This window comes from Neisseria sp. P0021.S006 (assembly GCF_051956895.1).
In genome coordinates this window covers 1-460 of the sequence record NZ_JBQCWZ010001211.1, presented here as the reverse complement: position 1 = coordinate 460, position 460 = coordinate 1, and the positions used below count along the sequence as shown (strand labels likewise).

General features: G+C 49.8%; 1 protein-coding gene and 1 pseudogene. Both read left to right on the top strand.

Going from position 1 to position 460, the window contains the following annotated elements:
• The coding region (locus ACTHUM_RS19530) for an LpxL/LpxP family acyltransferase (RefSeq protein WP_440403945.1) at nucleotides 1–335 on the top strand (335 nt) is incomplete at its 5' end.
• Between the two features lie 26 nt (nucleotides 336–361).
• A pseudogene (locus tag ACTHUM_RS19525) lies at nucleotides 362–460 on the top strand (acyl-CoA thioesterase); the annotation flags it as partial.

Genomic DNA, 460 nt, shown 5'->3' with positions numbered 1-460 from the left:
GGATTGCCATCGCGGCCGACCGCGTGCCTGTACGCGGTGAGAAAACCGCCGACATTAATTTCTTAGGCCACACTGCCCCTATGCCGCAAGGCGCATGGCTATTGGCTTCGCTTTTAAAAACACAGGTAAACACGCTGTTTTGCGTCAAACAAAACGGCCGCTATCATTTGAAACTGCGCCGCTTTACCGACACTTCCAGCTGGAAACGCGGCAACCGCGAGGCTGCCGTCAAAGACGCGATGCAGCGTTTTGCCGACATTTTGGCGCAAGAATGTGCGCAAAATCCGCTACAATGGTTCAATTTTTATGATTTTTGGGGCGAAGACGCCGTCTGAAACCATCACACTCACTCTTTTAAACCATGAAAAAACACATCTACTGCCAACACAGCTTTGAAACCGAAGTTCCTTTTTTTGACGTAGATGCCATGCACATCGTGTGGCACGGCAACTATGTCAAA